The organism is Rhizobium sp. ARZ01 (assembly GCF_014851675.1).
Taxonomy (GTDB): Bacteria; Pseudomonadota; Alphaproteobacteria; order Rhizobiales; family Rhizobiaceae; genus Mycoplana.
The window spans coordinates 2,603,136-2,619,266 of the sequence record NZ_JACVAE010000001.1 but is presented as its reverse complement, the minus strand read 5'-3'; the positions used below and the strand labels follow the sequence as shown (position 1 = coordinate 2,619,266).

The window sequence follows — 16,131 nt, the reverse complement described above, 5'->3', positions numbered from 1 at the left end:
TGCCATGGCAGGCCATTCACAGTTCAAGAACATCATGCATCGCAAGGGTCGCCAGGATTCGGTGCGCTCGAAGATGTTCTCCAAGCTCGCACGCGAAATCACCGTTGCTGCAAAGGCGGGCATGCCCGATCCGGCGATGAACCCACGCCTGCGTCTGGCGATCCAGAACGCCAAGGCGCAGTCGATGCCGAAGGACAACATCGAGCGCGCGATCAAGAAGGCTTCCGGCGGGGATGCGGAGAACTACGAGGAAGTCCGTTACGAGGGCTACGGCCCGGGCGGCGTTGCCGTCATCGTCGAGGCGCTGACCGACAACCGCAACCGCACCGCATCGTCCGTCCGCTCGACCTTCACCAAGGCCGGCGGCGCGCTCGGCGAAACCGGCTCGGTCTCCTTCTCCTTCGACCGCGTCGGCGAAATCACCTACAAGCTCTCCGCCGGCGACGCCGACAGGGTGATGGAAGCGGCGATCGAGGCAGGTGCTGACGACGTCGAGACCGACGAGGAAGAGCACACCATTTACTGTGCCTTCGAGAGCATCGGCGACGTCTCCAAGGCGCTCGAAGCGACGCTCGGCGAGGCCGAGACCGTCAAGGCCATCTGGAAAGCACAGAACACCGTGCCGGTCGACGAGGAGAAGGCGCAGTCGCTGATGAAGCTCATCGACACGCTGGAAGACGACGACGACGTGCAGAACGTCTATTCCAACTTCGAGGTTTCCGACGAAGTGCTAGCCAAGCTTTCGGCCTGAGCCCGAACCAGAGTTTCAAATCGACAATGGCCCGGTCTTCACGAAACGAAGGCCGGGCTATTTGATTCAAGCAGCATTGGCCAGCGCCCGCTGCGCTTCGGCAAACAGACGCAGCGACTTTAGCCGCGCGTCCATGTCGAACACCGGCATGGAAATGATCAGTTCATCAGCCTTGGTGAGGTCGAGGAAGCGGGCGATCTGATCGCGGATCGTCTGCGGACCGCCGACGACCGCATATTGCAGCGTGTGCTCGACCATCATCTTTTCCTGCTCGCTCCAAAGGCCGTCCATGCTCTCGACCGGGGGCGGGAAGGTGCTGGGCGCGCCGCGGCGCAAGCGCACGAACGACTGCTGCATGGAGGTGAAGTGGTAAGCTGCTTCGGCATCCGCATCGGCGGCCGTCCCCATAACCCCGACCATCACATGGGGGCTATCCAGGTATTTCGAGGGCGTGAAGCGCTCGCGATAGATCTCCAGGGCCGAGAACAGCATGTCGGGGGCAAAATGCGAGGCAAAGGCGAAGGGCAGGCCAAGCATGCCGGCGAGGTGGGCGGAATAGTGGCTTGAGCCGAGCAGCCAGACGGGAACGTTGCTGTCGGCCCCGGGCACGGCGACGATCTTCTGGTTTGGCTGCACGGGACCCATAAGCCCCATCAGGTCGACCACGTCCTGCGGAAAATTCTCGGCTGATGTTTCCAAATTTCGCCGCAGCGCGTGGGCGGTCAGCATGTCGGTGCCGGGCGCGCGGCCGAGTCCTAAATCGATGCGCCCGGGAAACAGGGCCTCCAGCGTGCCGAACTGTTCGGCTATCACGAGCGGCGAATGGTTGGGCAGCATGATGCCACCGGAGCCGACACGGATGCTGTTCGTGCCCGCCGCCACGTGCTGGATGACCAGGGAGGTTGCGGCGCTGGCGATACCGCGCATGCCGTGATGTTCGGCCAGCCAGAAACGCTTGTAGCCTTCCTCCTCGGCAGCTTGCGCCAGCCGCCTCGAATTGGCGAGCGACTGGGCGACAGTGCCGCCTTCGATGACCGGGGACAGGTCGAGGATCGAGAAAGGGACCATGGCGGGCTCGCTATGAATGGATTTGAAGTTTATCCCATGTAGGTTCAATTTCCTGAAATCCAAGCCGGGCGCGCACGTCTCCCTGAACCCTTGTGGATGTTTTTGTTTTGTTCACATTTCGCTGGCAGGGTCGCGCCATGTTCATTAGGGTTCGACCATGCAGGGCACGATTCGCATCATCGGCATCGATCCGGGGCTTCGCCGCACCGGCTGGGGCATCATCGAGACGCTCGGCAACTCGCTGCGCTTCGTCGCATCGGGCACGGTGACATCGGACGGCGAAATGGATCTCGCCTCCCGGCTCTGCCAACTGCACGACGGGCTGGCGGAGATCGTGCATGCCTACCAGCCCGACGAGGCGGCCGTCGAGCAGACCTTCGTCAACAAGGACGCGACGGCGACGCTGAAGCTGGGGCAGGCGCGCGGGATTGCCATGCTGGTGCCGGCACGCGCCGGCTTGCGGGTGGCTGAATATGCGCCGAACGCGGTGAAGAAGGCGGTCATTGGGGTCGGCCACGGCGAGAAACAGCAGATCCACATGATGCTGAAGGTGCTGATGCCGAAGGCGGAATTCAAGGGCAACGACGCGGCTGACGCGCTCGCCATCGCCATCTGTCACGCCCACAACCGCCAAAGCTTGACCGGCAGGCTGGCGGCGTTGGCGGGATAGGGCATGTTCTTGACTTGTTCTCGGTTTGGCTCTAAGTAATACCTGTGAGGTATTACAATGCGCGTTACTGAAAAAGGTCAGGTTACAATTCCCAAGGAAATACGAGATAGGCTCGGAATTGTGCCAGGTTCCGAAGTCGAGTTCGTGCCTTCGCGCGACGGTGCCTTGCTGGTGCGCGTGGACAGGGCCAAGACGGAAGACGCAATTCGCAGCTTCGAGGATTGGGCCGAAAGAGTTTGTGGCACGTTGGACCTCGGCGGCATGACTACGGACGAATACATGGAATGGCTGCGAGGGCCGCGTGACGATCTCGACCCTCGTTGATACCAACGTATTCGTTGATGTTCTCGGCCCCGCGACGCCTTCGCGAGGATGGTCAGTCCGTGCGCTGAAAAGCTGCATCGGAAATGGCCCCCTCGTTGTCAATCCCATTGTCTGGTCTGAACTGAGTGCTTCGCCGTTGTCCGAACCGGAACTTCTATCGGCACTTTCATGGCTCGAACTGCGGCGAGAGCAACTCCCGTTCGAGGCTGCGCACAAGGCGGGCAAGGCACATAGAGCCTACCGTCTGGCTGGGGGCATGAGAGAGAGGACGCTTCCCGATTTCCTCATCGGCGCTCATGCCGAGTGGCGCAGACACAGGCTGTTGACCCGCGATCCAGCCCGCTATCAATCCTACTTTCCCACCGTCGAACTGATCACCCCGGAGACCCATCCATGACGCGGCCACCCATGACGAGGCCCCCGATAATGAGGAATGCACGATGATCGGCAAGCTGAAGGGGACGATCGATGAGATCGGCGATGACCATGTGGTGCTGGACGTGCACGGGGTCGGCTACGTTGCCTTCTGCTCGGCGCGGACGCTTGCGAAGCTGGGTTCGGCCGGGGAGGCGGCGGTGCTCTTCATCGAGACCTATGTCCGCGAGGATCAGTTGAAGCTGTTCGGCTTCCTGTCCGCTCTGGAACGCGAGTGGTTCCGGCTCTTGCAGAGCGTTCAGGGCGTCGGCTCGAAGGTGGCGCTGGCGGTGCTGTCCACGCTGACGCCGGGCGAGCTTGCCAACGCGATTGCGCTGCAGGACAAGACGTCCGTCTCGCGCGCGCCGGGCGTCGGTCCGAAGGTGGCCGTACGCATCGTCACCGAACTGAAGAACAAGGCGCCCGCCTTCGCTGGCGACGCCGGTCAGGCCATCGGCCTGAAGCAGGAGATTGGCGAGGGCATGGCGCCGGCTCCGGTCACCGATGCGGTCTCGGCGTTGACCAATCTCGGCTATTCGCGCGACCAGGCCGCGAACGCCGTGGCGGCGGCCCTGAAGAATGGCGGTGAGGGAGCCGACAGCGCCAAGCTGATCCGCCTCGGGTTGAAGGAGCTGGCGCGGTGATTCCTTGTTTTGACGACGAGCACAGCGTGGAAGTGGCGCTCGCAGATTTGACACGTTCGAATGCAGGATGCGCGGATGCCGTCGTTGCCCTCCGCAACCGCACAGGCTGTATTGCTATAAGGGTTTCTAATGCCAAGGCGGCAAGGCGCATTCCCGGAATGGAACTTCTGACATGACCGAAGCCGCACGGCTCATTTCTTCCGAACGGCGCGGCGAAGACGTCGACGCCGCGCTGCGCCCGCAGACGCTGGACGACTTTACCGGCCAGGCGGAAGCCCGCGCCAACCTGAAGATCTTCATCGAGGCGGCGAAGAACCGCGGCGAGGCGCTGGACCATGTGCTGTTCGTCGGCCCGCCCGGCCTCGGGAAGACGACGCTGGCGCAGATCATGGCCAAGGAGCTGGGGGTCAATTTCCGCTCCACCTCCGGCCCGGTGATCGCCAAGGCGGGAGACCTCGCAGCCCTTCTGACCAACCTGGAAGAGCGCGACGTGCTCTTCATCGACGAGATCCACCGGCTCAATCCGGCGGTCGAGGAAATCCTCTACCCGGCGATGGAGGATTTCCAGCTCGACCTGATCATTGGCGAGGGGCCCGCGGCGCGCTCGGTGAAGATCGACCTGTCGAAATTTACGCTCGTGGCGGCGACGACGCGGCTCGGGCTTTTGACGACGCCGCTCCGCGACCGCTTCGGCATTCCGGTGCGACTGAATTTCTACACCGTCGAGGAACTGGAATCGATCGTGCGGCGCGGGGCGCGGCTGATGGGACTTGGCATGACCGACGAAGGCGCGCGGGAGATTGCGCGCCGCGCCCGCGGCACGCCGCGTATCGCCGGTCGGCTCTTGCGGCGTGTTCGCGACTTTGCCGAAGTGGCGAAGGCTGAGGCGGTAACGAAGGCAATCGCCGACGAGGCCCTGACCCGGCTCTTGGTCGACAACATGGGGCTCGACCAGCTCGACCGGCGCTATCTCTCGATGATCGCGCATAATTTCGCCGGCGGGCCGGTCGGCATCGAGACGATCGCGGCCGGCTTGTCCGAGCCACGCGACGCGATCGAGGACATCATCGAGCCCTATATGATCCAGCAGGGCTTCATCCAACGCACGCCGCGCGGCCGCGTGCTGACGGCAAACGCCTGGAAACACCTCGGCCTGCAGCCGCCGAAGGATCTGGAGGCCTCGCAGTTCCGGCTGTTTTCCGAGGAGGATTGAGGTGATAACCCGGCGCGGTCTGCTGAAGGCCCTGGGTGGCCTCGTCTTCACCGGTTTCGCAACCAGCAGCTACGCCTTCGGCATCGAGCCGATGCTCAGGCTTCGCACCGCTGAATACCGGCTGCGCCCTGCAAACTGGCCGAAGGGGTTGAAGCGTATCGTCGCGCTCGCCGACATCCACGCCTGCGAGCCATGGATGAGTGCCCGGCGCATCGGTCGGATCTGCGAAGCGGCTAACGCGCTCGAAGGCGAACTGATCGTGCTTCTGGGTGATTACGCCGCCGGCATGAACCTGGTGACCGGCTATGTTCACTCCGAAGACTGGTCGAAGGCGATGTCGATCCTGCGCGCGCCACTCGGTGTCCATGCGATCATGGGCAACCATGACTGGTGGGAGGACCTGACGGCACAGCGAGCCGGGGGTGGTGACACATTCGGCCATCGCGCGCTGAGGGATGTCGGCGTCGAGGTGCATGCAAACGCGGCGAGGCGGTTGGAAAGGGATGGCCATGCCTTCTGGCTGGCCGGACTTGAGGACCAGCTCGCTCTGCGGCCCGGTAAGCGACGGGGCCGCAAATCCTTCGTCGGGCTCGACGACCTTGACGGCACGCTGGCGCAGGTGACGGACGATGCCCCGGTGATCCTGCTCGCGAACGAACCGGACATCTTTCCGCGTGTGCCGTCGCGCGTCTGCCTGACGCTGTCCGGCCATACCCATGGTGGCCAGGTCCGGTTCCTGGGCTATGCACCCGTCGTGCCTTCGGCCCACGGCAACCGCTATGCCTACGGGCACGTGGTTGAGCAGGGGCGCGACATCATCATCTCCGGAGGGCTCGGCTGCTCGATTGCGCCAATCCGCTTCGGCTCGCCGCCGGAACTCACGGTCATCGAGCTCGGCTGAGCCGTTGGCATGTGCCGTCCGGCCACCTCGTGGCAAAGCCGCGAGCTGCCGAGGCCCGTCCGTCAGTCGTGCGCACCCACAGGCAAGGTATCATCCCTGCGGTTGCGGGGCGCGGAGGGCAGGACGCCCGCTAGGCCATACTGCTCACGCTGCCGGGGCGACGCGTTCGCAGCCATCGCACCCTGCTCCAGCAGGAAGTGCAGCTTGGGTAATTCGGCGATCATGAAGCAGCGAGGCCGGTCACAATTGCACGGAGCCGCGCCATGCCGCCGGGTGTCCAGCCGAGCGACCTGATTTTATCGGTCGCCATAGCATTGAAGGTCGTGAGGGGTACCGGCGGCGGCAAGGAGTGCGGACAGGCGGTCGCATCCTGCACGATCGACAGGATGTCGTGCGTGTCGACGAGGACGTCGGAGACGTTGAAGACCTTGCCAGCGACGCGCGCCGGTTCGCCCTCCAGCATCAGCCGGACCGCGCCTGCCACGTCGTCGCCGTGGACCTCGGTTCCGGCGCGAACAACAACGAGACGGCCTGCGCGATAGTCATCGAACAGCGATTGCCACTTGTGTTGACGGCCTGGACCGGCAGGGCCGTAGACACCGGTCACCCGCAGGCTGGCGCCAATGAAGCTGTGGGTACACAACGCCTGCAGGCTTTGCTCGGTGTCGAGTTTCAGCTGGCCGTAGAGCGTGTCCGGTTTCGGTTGCAAATCCTCCGTGTCCTCCGTGAGCTCCGTTCCCGGTGACTGCGCGCCGTAGACGGCGCGGCTGGAAAGAAACACGCAGCGGCGCACGCCGGCGTCCCTTGCCGCCTCGAACAGGCGCACCGAACCATCGATATTGGCGCGCCGGAAGCCCTGCGGATCGTCGCCCTCGCCGCCCCGGTATTTGCCCGGCACATGCGAGAATGCGGCATGGACGAAGTAGTAGACGCTCTCGAAAGCGTCGATCTGGTCGAGGTCAGGATCTAGGGTGAGGGGAACGAAAGGCACGTCCTTCGAGAAGAAGCCGGGCGGCGGTGGGCTCCTTCCGCCGACCGTCACCTTGTAGCCATGCGCGAGCAGATGCTCGACGATGAACCGGCCGACATAGCCGGTGCCGCCGGACACGAGAACCCGCGTCATCCGCCGACCGGGACGGTGACAGACGCCGTCGGAGCGACGGGATTTGGAAAGCTGGCGATATCGGGTATCGTCGCGCCAACGTGAAAGGCATGCCACAGCTCGATCAACGGCTTCAACGCCTCCGCCTTTGGATGGTTTGCCTCCCAGGGCTTTTCGTACTGGTAGTGCAGCACGTGAACGCTCTTCCAGTCCCACAGTTCCGGCAGGGTGAACCAGACATACTGCAGCATGTTCATGAAGACCGGCAGGCCGTGCCAATCCGGGAAGAAAGTCTGCAGGAAGGACTGGTCTGTGCGCGGCCAGAAGGCGTCAGCTACATCAAGACGGGACAGCATCGCGGCAAAGGTCGTCTCACTGGGGCGTGCGACGAACACACCCGAGTTCAGGCGATGGAAGTCGCGCAGGCTCCCATAGACATTCGGCGCGGCGGAGAATTCGGGATAGGCGAACAGCCGGTCGATGTTTCTGAGAACGATCGCATCCGCATCGATGAAGACGCAGGTCTCGTATTCCGTCAGCTGCCACAGGCGCAGCTTCACGAAGTTGTCGAGCGGTGTGTGGAAATCCGGCTTTCGACCCTTCGTGAAGGGCGCGGCGGTGTGCAACGCACGCCGGGCGTGGCGTTCATTGAATTGCTCGGAGAGCGGCAGGAGATCGGCTTCGACCAGGCGACACCCGAAGCCTTCGAGAACCTGACGGTCGACATCGCCCAATGCCGGGGTGTGCAGGACGACGATGTTGGCTTGCGTGCCCGTCCGCCGCAGGGATCGCGTGAGGGCGACGGCACCCTTGGCATAGTCGGCATTCGTCACAAGCGTCACATAGGCTTGGTGCGCGCCGGCCGGAGCGCTTCGCCTGATGCCGCCTTCGTCATGCATTCCTGCCGTCATGAAACCGATTTGAGCCTCCGGCCTTCGGGATCGTGGTTGAGGGTCGCGGCAATGTCGCGCGTCCAGGCGGATACGGCCGGCACGCGCGAGCGGTCGACCCGGTAGGCGAACTTTTTCGCCACATCGACGATCTCCGACAGCAGACCGTTCTCGAGCGTGATCGGTTCGAGGCCGAGGGCGAGAAACTTGGCGTTGTCCACGACGAGATCGTTTTCAGCCGCTTCCTTGCGCGGGTTCGGCAGCCAGGCGATCTCGCTACCGGTGAGGCTCGCCACCATTTGCGCCAGGTCACGCACGCGATGAGTTTCCGTCATCTGGTTGAAGACCTCGACACGCGTGCTGCGGGCGGGCGGGTTCTCCAGTGCGAGTTCGATGCAGCGAACCGAATCCTGGATGTGGATGAAGGCGCGGGTCTGGCCGCCAGTGCCGTGCACCGTCAGCGGATAGCCGATCGCCGCCTGGATGAGGAAGCGGTTCAAGACCGTGCCGTAATCGCCATCATAGTCGAAGCGGTTGACGAGCTGCGGATGTAGCTGCGTCTCTCGGGTGTGGGTGCCCCAGACAATGCCCTGATGCAGGTCGGTGATCCTGAGCCCGTCGTTTTTTGCATAGAACTGGAACAGCAACTGATCCAGGCACTTGGTCATGTGATAGATCGAGCCGGGATTGGATGGGTAGAGGATCTCCTGGCTGACGGTGCGACCGTTCATCGTCTCGATGCCCACCGGCAGGTAGCCTTCCGGAATGGCGGCACCGACGGTGGAATAGCCGTAGACGCCCATGGTACCGAGGTGGACGAGATGGGCATCCACCCCGGTCTCGACAAGCGCGTTGAGGAGGTTGTGCGTGGCGGAGACGTTGTTGTTGACCGTGTAGTTCTTGTGGCGGTCGCTCTTCATCGAATAGGGCGCGGCGCGCTGCTCGGCGAAGTGGATCACGGCGTCCGGCCGCTCTTCACGTAGCCAGTTCTTCAAAAGTTCATAATCACGGGCAAGGTCGATCAGGTGGAAATGGATGCGGCGCCCCGTTTCTGCATGCCAGACACGGGTGCGCTCCTGTATCGAATCCATCGGCGTAAGAGACTGCACACCGAGTTCGGTGTCGATCCAGCGGCGTGAGAGATTGTCGAGAATATGAATCTCGTGACCGGTGTTCGAGAGGTGCAAGGACGTGGGCCAGCCCACGAAACCATCTCCGCCGAGAACCGCAATCTTCATCGCCGATGCCATGGGAATCCCCCTGCGCGTTGAGACTGTCCCGGTCATAGTGACGGAATATGACAGGAGTGCAATCCTTGCTTTTGTCCTCCTCTTCCTCCACAAGACCGTGCAAATCTCCCACTTCGGATTGGACCATGACGAACTTCGATCACGCCCTGTCGGGTGAACTGACCGCCGAAGGGCATCGGCTGGTCCAGCGCGTCTACTATGAAGACACGGATTTTTCCGGCTTCGTCTATCATGCGCGTTACCTGCATTTCATGGAGCGCGCCCGGACCGACTACCTGCGCTGCCTCGGCGTGGAGCAGGGGGCGCTGTCGATCGAGGGCGACACCGAAGGGCTGATGTTCGTCGTTCACCGGATGGAAATCGACTTCAAGGCCCCGGCAAAGATGGACGACATCCTGACGATCCTCACCCGCACGGAGAAGGCGGGCGGCGCGAAAATGGTGCTCCAGCAGGAAGTGCGCCGGGGAGACCAGCCCTTGATCGCGGCGAAGGTGATCATCGCCGTCATCAATGCCAAGGGCCGGCCGCGGCGGCTGCCGGAGGGACTGGCAGTGCAGTTCCTCGAAACTGCAGGCGCCGTCCAAGACTGACCCGAAACCGGTCCGCACTTTCGGGAGACATGCTAACCGACCACTGCAGCGACCATGCGGTCAGTCAGCGCCTGCTTCCACTTGCGCGTTTCCGACCACGGGTCGGGCTCTGTCAGGCGGAGCATTACGACGGGGATCGTGAAGGCGTTCGCGGCTTCGAGAGCGGACAACTCCTCCCAGCTTACGGGGGTGGCCACTGGTCCGCCTTTCCGGGCCCGGGTCGAGTAGGGCGCGACGGCGGTTGCGCCGCGCTCGTTGCGCAGCCAGTCGATGAAGATCTTGCCCTTGCGCTTGGCCTTGGACATGGTGGTGACATAACGCTCGGGTCGCGCATCGGCGAGCCGCTGCGACAGCGCCTTGGCGAAGGTCTTGACGTCGTCCCAGTCCGCCTTTGGTGCAAGCGGTACGATGACGTGCACGCCCTTGCCGCCGGTCACCATCGGAACAGCCTTTAACCCGACCGCATCCAGAACGTCGCGAAGTTCGAACGCGGCGTCTTTGACAGTCTCGAAGCCGAGGCTTTCGTCCGGATCGAGGTCGAAGATCATCCGGTCCGGCTGTTCCAGCTTGTCGGCGGCCGCACCCCAGATGTGGAACTCCATCGTGCCCATCTGCACGGCGGCGGCGAGGCTCTTCCCATCGGTGATCGTCATGTAACTCTCGGTCTCGCCGGATGATTCCCGGATCGGTATCTGTTTGATCTCGTTCGGAAAGCCGTCGCCGGCATGCTTCTGGAAGAAGCAATGAGCAATGTCGCCGCTGGGGCAACGCAGCAGCGAAACCGGATGATCGGCCGCGTACTGCAGCATCCTTGGGGCGACTGCCTCGTAGTATCGGGCCAGATCGAGCTTGGTAATATCGTCCTCCTTGAAGAGGATGCGCTCGGGATGGCTGATCGTGATGCCGGCGACGATATTGCCTTCTTCCCCTGACTTTGACGGCGTACGCGTCTTCGGCGCGGCGCGCCCGGTCGGAGAGGTGGGCTGTTTAGCGTCGTTGTCGGTGCTCTTCTTCGGTTGTTCCAGAACCACGGTTCGTGCCTCCTTGTCCCTGCGCAATCCTTCGAACGATCCGTGCCGGACATGGCCGTCATCTGTGAACTCGGCGAAGTCGATTTCCGCGACGAGATCCGGTTCGAGCCACACCGCGCCTCGGCTGTATTCGACCGGCACCGATGCAAACGGCGAAGCCTTGCGCACCCGCTTTGCAAACAACGCCGCAAGCTCGGCCATTGTTTCGTCGCTGAATCCGGTGCCGACGCGGCCACGGTAGTCGAGGCGGTCGTTCTCGTATGTTCCGAGCAGGATCGAAGCGAAGGGGCGGCCGCGCTTGTCCGATGGCGCGTAGCCGCCGATGACGAACTCCTGCCGGCGCGTGCATTTGATCTTCAGCCAGCTGCCGACCCGGCCCGATCGGTAAGAGGCGTCGGCCAGCTTGGAGACGATGCCCTCCTGTCCTGCGCCGCACATGCTGCGGTAGACCTCTCTCGCATGGCCGCGCACGTGCTCACTGAACTTCAGGATCCGGCCGTCGGAGCCTGCCAGCAGCGACTTCAGCAACGCCTTGCGCTCGATGAGCGGCATCTTGCCGATGTCCTTGCCGTCCAGATGGAGGAGGTCGAAGGCGTAGAACACGGTGTCTCCACCGTGCTTCAAAGCCTTCTGCAAAGCGGAAAACTGGGAGCCCTCACCATTGGCGGCAACGGCCTCGCCGTCGACGAGCGCGCTGTCGCATTCGAGTTCTGAGAGCGCTGCGGCGATACCGGGAAACTTCTCCGTCCAGTCGAGGCCAGTGCGGGTATAGCAGGTGACCAGGCCGCCGCCGATGGAAGCCATCAAGCGGTATCCATCGAACTTCACTTCGTTCAGCCAATCATCACCCTCGGGCGCGGAGGTGCTGAGCGTCGCGAGTTGCGGGGCGCGGAAGGCGGGCTGTCCGGCGGCCTTGGAGTTCAGTTTTTTTTTACGCGGCCGGGCAGGGGGGCGAGCGCTCCCTTGCGAACGTTCTCCGAGACGGGTTCGTCCGAATGCCAGACATGCCGCTTCGTCTCGTCTTTGCCGGCGGCGATTTCCGCCATCGTTCGCCGGGTGACGACGCTTGTGTCGTTTTCCGCCAGCAAGCTCTCACCGTCGTTGGAGGCCTCCGCGTCGCGCTCCTTGATGAGCAGCCAGTTTTCGTGCTTCTCGCCCGGGCGCGGCTTCATGCGGACGAGCGTCCAGCTGCCGGTGAGGCGGCGGCCGTAGAGGCGGAATTTCAGCTTGCCCTCCTTCAAGCCTTCGTCCGGGTCTTCCAGTGGCTCCCAATGGCCGACGTCCCAGAGCATGACCGTGCCGCCACCATACTCGCCCTTTGGGATCGTCCCCTCGAAGTCGCCATAGGCCATCGGATGATCCTCGGTGCGCACGGCGAGGCGCTTGTCCTCCGGATCGAGGCTTGGCCCGCGCGTCACAGCCCAGCTTTTCAGCACGCCGTCCAATTCGAGTCGGAAGTCGTAGTGCAGTCGTGTCGCGGCGTGCTTCTGGATGAGGTAGCTGAGACCGCTCTTCGACCTGCGCGCAACCTCGCCCCTTGGTTCCGTGGTCTTCGAAAAATCGCGCTTGCGGTTGTACTCCTTGAGGCTTTCGTGAGGCGTCGCCATGCCGACCTCACGCCGATTTGGGCGGGCGGCTGGCGGCCGGCTTGGCTTTCTTTGCCGGGCCGCCGCTGCCTTCGAGGCTCTTCTTTAGCGCGGCCATCAGGTCGACGACATTGCCGCCGGTGGCGGCGCGGCGCTCCGCGGCCTCATCCAGGGTGATCGCCTTGCCTTTCATCTTGCGCTGCACAAGTTCCTTGAGCGCATCCTCGTAGTGGTCCTTGAAGGCGGACGGATCGAAGGGAGCGGTCTTGCGTTCGATCAACTGGGTGGCGACATCAAGAAGATCCTTATCGGCTTTCTTCTTCGGTATTCCGGCAAAGAGCGGATCGGATTTCTGCAGTTCGTTGGCGTAGTGGAGCGTTTCGAGCAGCAGGCCGTCCTCGTAGGGGCGAACCGCGACGAGGTATTCCCGTCCGCGCATCGTCAACTGACCGATGCCCGTCTTGCCGGATTTGCGCAGCGCATCGCGCACGACCTGATAGGCGTCGTCGGCGAGATCGTCTGCTGGAATGAGATAATAGGGCTTGTCGAAATACATCGGCCCGATCTCGTCGGCGCCTACGAACTGTACCAGTTCCAGCGTCTTTTTCGTGTCGAGCTTGATTGCGTCGATTTCCTTCGGCTGCAGAAGGACATACTTGCCGTCGTCGAGCTCGTAGCCCTTGACGATGTCGTCCTCCTTCACCGCACCCAGCCCCTCGACCACCTTCTCGTAGTGGATCGGCTTGCCCGTCGGCTTGTGGATCTGCCGGAACGAGGTGCGTCCGCCGGACTTGGTGGCGCTGTAGAGTTCGACGGGGATCGATACAAGCGACAACCGAAGCTGTCCTTTCCACATTGCCCGAGAAACCATGTCGTCGTCTCCTGATGGAGCGGAGGTCGCCGGATGCTGCACCTCCTGCGTGAGGCCAGGCATTTCGAAAAAAACTATAGCCCGAAACTGCATTTCCTCAAACGGTGGGTGATTCGCACCGGTTCATCGCGTGACGTCGACGGACCGGCGGTGAGGGCCACGGCGGGGAAAATGCGCCGGCGAAGGTTAGGTTCCATGCGCATGAAACTGCCGGAGCAAGATTTCGGTTACGCCCGGTAATACTCCCTTAACCATAATGATGTCTTACTCGAAGCACTGGATTTTGTGCACTGCACGTCATCCTTTAACCAAAATTGACGGCAAGAAGGCAGTTGAAGGCGTTAGATCGGCGTGGCAGCCGGTGACATCAACCGGACATTCTTGACGGAAACGCGGAGCGGTTGCGGACACATTCGACCCGCCAGCTCCAAAGGTTTGCGAAGAGCCGGCTCGGCAGATCCGAAACTCCCATCGGATGCCGGCCCGGCAAGGATGAAGACCCGGTGCGATGGCCATGGCCCGTGCCGGGTGTTTGGATTCGGGGACAGAAGTCTATGGAACAGGTAGGTTTGGCAGCAACGGCTGATGTGAGCCTCTGGTCGCTCTTCATGCAGGCCGGCTTTGTCGTGAAACTGGTCATGATCGGGCTGATCGCGGCATCGGTCTGGACCTGGGCGATCGTCGTCGACAAGACGTTGGCGTTCGGCAGAGCCCGCCGGCAGCTCGACAGCTTCGAGCAGGTGTTCTGGTCCGGGCAGTCGCTCGAAGAGCTCTACCGCACTCTTTCCGACCGGCAGACCTCCGGCATGAGCGCGATGTTCGTCGCCGCCATGCGCGAATGGAAGAAGAGCTTCGAGCGCGGAGCGCGTTCGCCGATCGGCCTGCAGATGCGCATCGACCGGGCGATGGACGTGACGCTGGCGCGCGAATCCGAAGCGCTGGAGGCCCGTCTCGGCTCGCTTGCGACCATCGGCTCCGCCGGCCCGTTCATCGGTCTCTTCGGTACGGTCGTCGGCATCATGACCTCGTTCCAGGCGATCGCCGGATCGAAGTCGACGAACCTTGCGGTCGTGGCGCCCGGTATCGCCGAGGCGCTGCTTGCCACCGCGATCGGCCTTCTGGCCGCTATCCCGGCCGTTATCGCCTACAACAAGTTCATGGCCGACGCCGGCAAGCTGACCGGGCGCATGGAAGGTTTCGCCGACGAATTCTCCGCCATCCTTTCGCGCCAGATCGACGAGAAGCTGCAGCCGCGCCAGGCGGCACAGTGATCGACCGAGCCTAAGCAGGAGACGAAGCCATGGGCATGTCAGTCGGTGGAGGAAAGGGCGGCGGTGGACGTCGCAGGCGCGGCGGTCGCAAGGGCGTCATGAGCGAGATCAACGTGACGCCGTTCGTCGACGTCATGCTCGTGCTCCTCATCATCTTCATGGTGGCCGCTCCGATGATGACCGTCGGCGTGCCGCTCGACCTGCCGAAGACGTCTGCCAAGGCGCTCAACGCCGAAACCCAACCCATCACCGTATCGGTGAAGGCTGACGGCGCTGTGTTCCTGCAGGAAACGGCGATCCCGGTCGAGGAGATCGCGGCCAAGCTCGAAGCAGTGGCCACGACCGGCTACACAGAGCGCATCTTCGTTCGCGGTGATGGAGCAGCCCCTTACGGCGTAATCGCGGACGTGATGTCGCGTATCCAGCAGGCGGGCTTCACGAATATCGGCCTCGTCACCGAGCAGAAACCGGATAATTGATCAGACCGCGATGAAGGGCAGCCTCGCCACATCCGCCGCATTGCATGTACTGGTGCTCACCTTGGCACTGGTCTCGATTGGCAGTCCGGAAAGTTTCGACGTCGCAGACGTCGAGGCGATGCCGGTCGACATCGTGCCGATCGAGGAACTGACGCAGATCCAGCAGGGCGACAAGAAGGCGCCTATGGCGGAGAAGTCGGCCCCGGTGCCGACAAAGCGCCAGGATGTCGTCGAAAATGCCGAAAATGCCGGCGACAACGATATCGACATGAAGACGCCGCCGACGCCGGACAAGAAGCCGCAGAACGCCGAGACGGCGGCCGCTCCCCCGAAATCCGAAAAGGCCATTCCGACCCCCGAGCCGGCGAAGGAGCCGGTGGAAGAGGTGCAGAAGACCGAGCCTGCGACGACGCCTGCCACGGAAGTGGCGAAGGCCGAGCCGAAGCAGGATGTGAAGCCCGACGCCAAGCCGGAAGAAAAGCCGACCGAAGAGGCGCCGGCTGAGGTCGCGGAAGCCGAAGCGTTGCCGGAAACCGGCCCCGTTCCCGAAGTGAAGCCGAAGCCCGCTCAAGCGCAGACAGCCAAGACCGAGGATCGCAAGAACGAGGAAAAGAAGAAGGAGCAGAAGAAGTCCGCTTCCGCCAAGGAGAGCGACTTCAACGCCGACGAGGTGGCTGCCCTTCTCAACAAGACCGAAAGCAAGGGCGGCGGCGCGAAGCGCTCGGCGGAAACCGCCGCGCTCGGCGGCAAGAAGACGACCGGCGGCTCGAAGCTGTCGATGAGCGAGATGGATGCGCTGCGCGGCCTGATCCAGAACAACTGGTCGATCATCCCCGGCATGGCGGACGCGACCGAAGTTCGGATCAAGGTGACCATGCAGCTCGATCAGGACGGCAATATCATCGGCGAGCCGGACGTCGTTGCGACCGGCGGTTCGGAACCGGCACGCCGGGCGCTTGCTGGCGGTGCGCGCCGCGCGATCCTAAAGTCGGCACCCTTCGATAAGCTGCCGAAAGACAAATACGATGCCTGGAGCGAAGTCGTGGTGAACTTCGATCCGAGCGAAATGATGTGAT

The 16,131-nt window shown here is 62.9% G+C and carries 17 protein-coding genes and 1 pseudogene; 12 read left to right on the top strand and 6 right to left on the bottom strand.

Annotation, left to right across the window (positions count from 1 at the left end; genetic code table 11):
- The first annotated feature begins 4 nt into the window (after positions 1-4).
- Positions 5-751 (top strand): YebC/PmpR family DNA-binding transcriptional regulator, encoded by a 747-nt coding sequence (locus IB238_RS12475; RefSeq protein WP_192246642.1) that lies wholly within the window; start codon positions 5-7, stop codon positions 749-751.
- A gap of 66 nt (positions 752-817) precedes the next feature.
- Here the strand turns inward: IB238_RS12475 and IB238_RS12470 are convergent, their stop codons facing one another.
- Positions 818-1,819 carry an LLM class flavin-dependent oxidoreductase gene (locus IB238_RS12470; RefSeq protein ID WP_192246640.1) on the bottom strand — a complete coding sequence of 334 codons (1,002 nt, stop codon included), beginning with the start codon at positions 1,817-1,819 and terminating at the stop codon, positions 818-820.
- A gap of 157 nt (positions 1,820-1,976) precedes the next feature.
- Between IB238_RS12470 and ruvC the strand changes: the two genes are divergently transcribed.
- From ruvC to IB238_RS12440, 6 genes are all read left to right on the top strand, one after another.
- Positions 1,977-2,489 (top strand): crossover junction endodeoxyribonuclease RuvC, encoded by a 513-nt coding sequence (ruvC, locus tag IB238_RS12465; protein ID WP_192246638.1) that lies wholly within the window; start codon positions 1,977-1,979, stop codon positions 2,487-2,489.
- Between the two features lie 57 nt (positions 2,490-2,546).
- Positions 2,547-2,813 carry an AbrB/MazE/SpoVT family DNA-binding domain-containing protein gene (locus tag IB238_RS12460; RefSeq protein ID WP_192246636.1) on the top strand — a complete coding sequence of 89 codons (267 nt, stop codon included), beginning with the start codon at positions 2,547-2,549 and terminating at the stop codon, positions 2,811-2,813.
- Entirely contained in the window at positions 2,791-3,210 is a 420-nt protein-coding gene (locus IB238_RS12455) for a type II toxin-antitoxin system VapC family toxin (RefSeq protein ID WP_192246634.1), read from the top strand. The genes IB238_RS12460 and IB238_RS12455 overlap by 23 nt, the downstream gene beginning before the upstream one ends.
- A 43-nt stretch (positions 3,211-3,253) precedes the next feature.
- Positions 3,254-3,871, top strand: a complete 618-nt coding sequence (gene ruvA / locus IB238_RS12450) for a Holliday junction branch migration protein RuvA (protein WP_192246632.1) — start codon at positions 3,254-3,256, stop codon at positions 3,869-3,871.
- A 172-nt stretch (positions 3,872-4,043) separates the two neighbouring features.
- Positions 4,044-5,084 carry a Holliday junction branch migration DNA helicase RuvB gene (gene ruvB, locus IB238_RS12445; protein ID WP_192246630.1) on the top strand — a complete coding sequence of 347 codons (1,041 nt, stop codon included), beginning with the start codon at positions 4,044-4,046 and terminating at the stop codon, positions 5,082-5,084.
- A gap of 1 nt (position 5,085) precedes the next feature.
- A complete protein-coding gene (locus IB238_RS12440) occupies positions 5,086-5,985 on the top strand; it encodes a metallophosphoesterase (RefSeq protein WP_192246628.1) in 900 nt (299 codons plus the stop codon).
- A gap of 220 nt (positions 5,986-6,205) precedes the next feature.
- Here IB238_RS12440 and IB238_RS12435 read toward each other — a convergent pair whose 3' ends face one another.
- Genes IB238_RS12435 through IB238_RS12425 form a run of 3 tightly spaced genes read right to left on the bottom strand, consistent with a single transcriptional unit; the run spans position 6,206 to position 9,215 of the window.
- Positions 6,206-7,108: an NAD(P)-dependent oxidoreductase gene (locus IB238_RS12435; protein ID WP_192246627.1), complete on the bottom strand. Its 903-nt coding sequence runs from the start codon at positions 7,106-7,108 to the stop codon at positions 6,206-6,208.
- A complete protein-coding gene (locus IB238_RS12430) occupies positions 7,105-7,986 on the bottom strand; it encodes a glycosyltransferase (protein WP_246723651.1) in 882 nt (293 codons plus the stop codon). Before IB238_RS12430 ends, IB238_RS12435 begins: the two co-directional genes overlap by 4 nt.
- An 8-nt stretch (positions 7,987-7,994) precedes the next feature.
- Positions 7,995-9,215 (bottom strand): NAD-dependent epimerase/dehydratase family protein, encoded by a 1,221-nt coding sequence (locus tag IB238_RS12425; RefSeq protein WP_192247740.1) that lies wholly within the window; start codon positions 9,213-9,215, stop codon positions 7,995-7,997.
- Positions 9,216-9,352: 137 nt separating this feature from the next.
- Between IB238_RS12425 and ybgC the strand changes: the two genes are divergently transcribed.
- Positions 9,353-9,817: a tol-pal system-associated acyl-CoA thioesterase gene (gene ybgC / locus IB238_RS12420; RefSeq protein ID WP_192246623.1), complete on the top strand. Its 465-nt coding sequence runs from the start codon at positions 9,353-9,355 to the stop codon at positions 9,815-9,817.
- 32 nt (positions 9,818-9,849) lie between these two features.
- On the opposite strand, the pseudogene ligD reads toward ybgC, so the two are convergent.
- Positions 9,850-12,455, bottom strand: a pseudogene (gene ligD, locus IB238_RS12415) (DNA ligase D).
- A gap of 7 nt (positions 12,456-12,462) precedes the next feature.
- A complete protein-coding gene (locus tag IB238_RS12410) occupies positions 12,463-13,305 on the bottom strand; it encodes a Ku protein (RefSeq protein WP_192246621.1) in 843 nt (280 codons plus the stop codon).
- 33 nt (positions 13,306-13,338) lie between these two features.
- Between IB238_RS12410 and IB238_RS12405 the strand changes: the two genes are divergently transcribed.
- The 4 genes from IB238_RS12405 (at position 13,339) to tolA (ending at position 16,130) form a co-directional block, all read left to right on the top strand.
- Positions 13,339-13,545 (top strand): hypothetical protein, encoded by a 207-nt coding sequence (locus IB238_RS12405; protein WP_192246619.1) that lies wholly within the window; start codon positions 13,339-13,341, stop codon positions 13,543-13,545.
- A gap of 314 nt (positions 13,546-13,859) precedes the next feature.
- Positions 13,860-14,576: a protein TolQ gene (tolQ, locus tag IB238_RS12400; RefSeq protein WP_192246617.1), complete on the top strand. Its 717-nt coding sequence runs from the start codon at positions 13,860-13,862 to the stop codon at positions 14,574-14,576.
- A 29-nt stretch (positions 14,577-14,605) separates the two neighbouring features.
- A complete protein-coding gene (gene tolR, locus IB238_RS12395; RefSeq protein WP_192246615.1) occupies positions 14,606-15,055 on the top strand; it encodes a protein TolR in 450 nt (149 codons plus the stop codon).
- A gap of 10 nt (positions 15,056-15,065) precedes the next feature.
- Positions 15,066-16,130 (top strand): cell envelope integrity protein TolA, encoded by a 1,065-nt coding sequence (gene tolA / locus IB238_RS12390; protein WP_192246613.1) that lies wholly within the window; start codon positions 15,066-15,068, stop codon positions 16,128-16,130.
- Position 16,131: the final 1 nt, after the last annotated feature.

Coding starts and splice junctions, on each gene's coding strand:
- IB238_RS12475 (WP_192246642.1), top strand. CDS start 5: ATGGCAGGCCATTCACAGTTCAAGAACATCATGCATCGCAAGGGTCGC.
- IB238_RS12470 (WP_192246640.1), bottom strand. CDS start 1,819: ATGGTCCCTTTCTCGATCCTCGACCTGTCCCCGGTCATCGAAGGCGGC.
- ruvC (WP_192246638.1), top strand. CDS start 1,977: ATGCAGGGCACGATTCGCATCATCGGCATCGATCCGGGGCTTCGCCGC.
- IB238_RS12460 (WP_192246636.1), top strand. CDS start 2,547: ATGCGCGTTACTGAAAAAGGTCAGGTTACAATTCCCAAGGAAATACGA.
- ruvA (WP_192246632.1), top strand. CDS start 3,254: ATGATCGGCAAGCTGAAGGGGACGATCGATGAGATCGGCGATGACCAT.
- ruvB (WP_192246630.1), top strand. CDS start 4,044: ATGACCGAAGCCGCACGGCTCATTTCTTCCGAACGGCGCGGCGAAGAC.
- IB238_RS12435 (WP_192246627.1), bottom strand. CDS start 7,108: ATGACGCGGGTTCTCGTGTCCGGCGGCACCGGCTATGTCGGCCGGTTC.
- IB238_RS12430 (WP_246723651.1), bottom strand. CDS start 7,986: ATGCATGACGAAGGCGGCATCAGGCGAAGCGCTCCGGCCGGCGCGCAC.
- IB238_RS12425 (WP_192247740.1), bottom strand. CDS start 9,215: ATGAAGATTGCGGTTCTCGGCGGAGATGGTTTCGTGGGCTGGCCCACG.
- ybgC (WP_192246623.1), top strand. CDS start 9,353: ATGACGAACTTCGATCACGCCCTGTCGGGTGAACTGACCGCCGAAGGG.
- IB238_RS12410 (WP_192246621.1), bottom strand. CDS start 13,305: ATGGTTTCTCGGGCAATGTGGAAAGGACAGCTTCGGTTGTCGCTTGTA.
- IB238_RS12405 (WP_192246619.1), top strand. CDS start 13,339: ATGCTGCACCTCCTGCGTGAGGCCAGGCATTTCGAAAAAAACTATAGC.
- tolQ (WP_192246617.1), top strand. CDS start 13,860: ATGGAACAGGTAGGTTTGGCAGCAACGGCTGATGTGAGCCTCTGGTCG.
- tolR (WP_192246615.1), top strand. CDS start 14,606: ATGGGCATGTCAGTCGGTGGAGGAAAGGGCGGCGGTGGACGTCGCAGG.
- tolA (WP_192246613.1), top strand. CDS start 15,066: ATGAAGGGCAGCCTCGCCACATCCGCCGCATTGCATGTACTGGTGCTC.